Here is a 2,519-nt window from a genome sequence, read left to right as displayed (position 1 = left end):
GCCCGCTCCCGGACCTCACTGGGGTATGGCTTCCTCATAACGGACTCGATCCTTCCAAGAGAAGGAGTCTCGGTCAAACCCGCAGCGATTCACACCGTCAATGCCGAACAGGCAGGGCGGCTCGTGGCCGAACAGTTCCCGCAGTGGGCCGCGCTACCGGTGACGGCTGTGGAGAACGGCGGCTGGGACAACCGGACCTTCCGCTTGGGCGACAGCATGTTGCTCCGCCTGCCCAGCGCGCAGGAGTACGCCTTGGCGGTGGAGAAGGAGCACCGTTGGCTGCCCGAGCTGGCACGCGCTCTCCCGCTGCCGATCCCGGTGCCGCTGGCGAAGGGGAGTCCTGGTGCGGCCTACCCGTTCCCGTGGTCGGTCTACGGGTGGATCGACGGCACGCCCGCGACGTTCGAGGCGGTCGTCGATCCGATCCGCTTCGCCGAGGGCCTGGCCGACTTCGTCGCCGCGCTGCAGAGCATCGACGCCTCGCAAGGGCCGCAGCCCGGCAAGCACAACTGGTTCCGTGGAGCGACGCTGCGCACCTACGAGGCGCAGGCGCTCGGTGCGCTCGACGAGCTGCGCGGCCACATCGACGTCGCGCCGGCATATGAGTTGTGGACTCAGGCGCTCGAGGCGCAGTGGGACGGGACCGACGTCTGGTTCCACGGCGACCTTGCCAAGGGGAACCTGCTCCTGGAGGACGGACAGCTCGCCGCCGTCATCGACTTCGGTACGTGTGGCGTGGGGGACCCCGCTTGCGACCTCGCGATCGCGTGGACCCTGCTCTCGGCCGACGGCCGCGACGTGTTCCGGAAACGGCTGCGCGTCGACGATGCGACCTGGGCGCGCGGACGCGGCTGGGCGCTGTGGAAGACGCTCGTCTCGTGCGCCGACAGCCTGGGCGAGGACGGCGCCGACGCCCGTGACGCGCGACGCGTGCTCTCAGGGATCCTCACTGATCGAGGCTGAGGAGACGTAGGGGCGCGTGGACCCACCGGGTCCACGCGATTACGCCCAAGCGACCCAAGCGACCGGACGGCCGGGGCAGCGGCCCACACCACGGCCGGCGGAACCCAGCCAGAGCGCAGCACGACGGCGACCAGGCCGGTGGCGAGAACGGCGGCCACGCGACCAGGCGCCACTTGATGACACGCGTGAGGTGCCTGCCCGTCACGGCCACAGCACGCCTGCCCTTGCCGGAAACCTCATCCAGGCTGATCAGGCTGCATGTCGGTATTCGTGGAGGAGGCCGCCGAGTCGGTCGGTTCGGCGTATGTCGAGGCGGGCGATTCGCTCCGGGTTGTCGATCGGCTCGGGAAGGGCGCAGAGGGGCCGGGCGTTCGCGATGCCCTGGTGCGGCCGGTGCTCGTTGTAGAACTTCTCGAACTCGCGCAGGGCGTGGAGTAGATGCCGCTCGTTCCAGATCAGAGTGCGGTCCAGTAGCTCTCGGCGGCAGGTCTGTATCCATCGCTCCATGAGGGAGTTCATCCGCGGCATACGGATGCCGCTGAGCACGACCTCGATGCCCGCGTCCTGCAGGACGGCATCGAACAGTTCGGGGAACTTCCCGTCCCGGTCCCGGATCAGGAACCGCGCCCGGGAGCCGGCGTCCTCGAGGTCCATGACGAGGTTCTTCGCCGCCTGCGTCACCCAGGACGCGGTCGGATGCGCGGTCGCGCCCAGGATCCGGACCCGGCGGCTGGCGTGCTCGATGACCGCGAGCACGTACAGCCGGGCCCCGGACAGGGTGACCGTTTCGAAGAAGTCGCAGGCGAGGAGTGCGTCCGCTTGGGAGCGCAGGAAGTTGGCCCAGGTGCTGGAGGTCCGCTCGGGTGCCGGTGGGATCCCGGCCTCCCTCAGGATCTCCCACACCGTGGACGCGGCCACCTTGACGCCGAGAACGAGCAGCTCACCGTGCAGGCGCCGGTACCCCCACCCCGGATTCTCCGCGGCCAGGCGCAGCACCAGGGCGCGGATGGAGCGCACGGTGCGCGGGCGGCCTGGGCGCTTCGGACGGGACCGGGCGGCATGGCGGCAGGCGGCCAGGTCGCGGTGCCAGCGCAGCACGGTCTCCGGCCGCACCGGCAACCGCACCCGACGCAGCACCTGCATCGGCAGCACCTGCAGCAGTGCGGCCAAGAACGCCCGGTCGCTCGCTTCGAAGCGGACCCGCCGTCCGCTCAGCTGCCGCTCCAGCACGGTGATCTGATGACGCAGGGCCAGAATCTCCACGTCCTTCTCGCGGTCGCTCATCGGCAGCAGCCGCAACATCGCGAACGCGTTCGTCACACCCAGGTACGCCAGTCGTAGCAGCACGGTCGATCATCCTGCCGCGGAGCTCGTCGGCTCTGCCAGAGCACCCACCCGACCGACGAGGCCGGCACTCGTACACCCTGCCTCCCACCAGGCCGGATGAGGTTCTCGGCAGGGGCCAGTCGTGCTCGGCCGCGTACCGCTTCATGCCGGCGGACAGGTGGACGTTCAGGTTGTCCCAGACCAGGACGATGGGGCCGCCGAGCTGGATG

The 2,519-nt window shown here is 69.7% G+C and carries 2 protein-coding genes and 1 pseudogene; 1 reads left to right on the top strand and 2 read right to left on the bottom strand.

Annotated features, from left to right (window positions below):
- The first annotated feature begins 87 nt into the window (after positions 1 to 87).
- Complete coding sequence (locus ACH4J0_RS43040; RefSeq protein WP_396246639.1) at positions 88 to 963, top strand: aminoglycoside phosphotransferase family protein; 876 nt, start codon at positions 88 to 90, stop codon at positions 961 to 963.
- Positions 964 to 1,212: 249 nt separating this feature from the next.
- On the opposite strand, the gene ACH4J0_RS43035 is transcribed toward ACH4J0_RS43040, so the two are convergent.
- Both ACH4J0_RS43035 and ACH4J0_RS43030 read right to left on the bottom strand, forming a co-directional pair.
- Positions 1,213 to 2,310, bottom strand: a complete 1,098-nt coding sequence (locus tag ACH4J0_RS43035) for an integrase core domain-containing protein (RefSeq protein ID WP_396246638.1) — start codon at positions 2,308 to 2,310, stop codon at positions 1,213 to 1,215.
- 115 nt (positions 2,311 to 2,425) lie between these two features.
- A pseudogene (locus ACH4J0_RS43030) lies at positions 2,426 to 2,519 on the bottom strand (DDE endonuclease); the annotation flags it as partial.

Origin of the sequence: Kitasatospora sp. NPDC017646 (assembly GCF_044329365.1) — a bacterium.
Taxonomy (GTDB): Bacteria; Actinomycetota; Actinomycetes; order Streptomycetales; family Streptomycetaceae; genus Kitasatospora.
The sequence above is the reverse complement of the archived record's forward strand: the minus strand, read 5'-3'. Positions and strand labels throughout refer to the sequence as shown.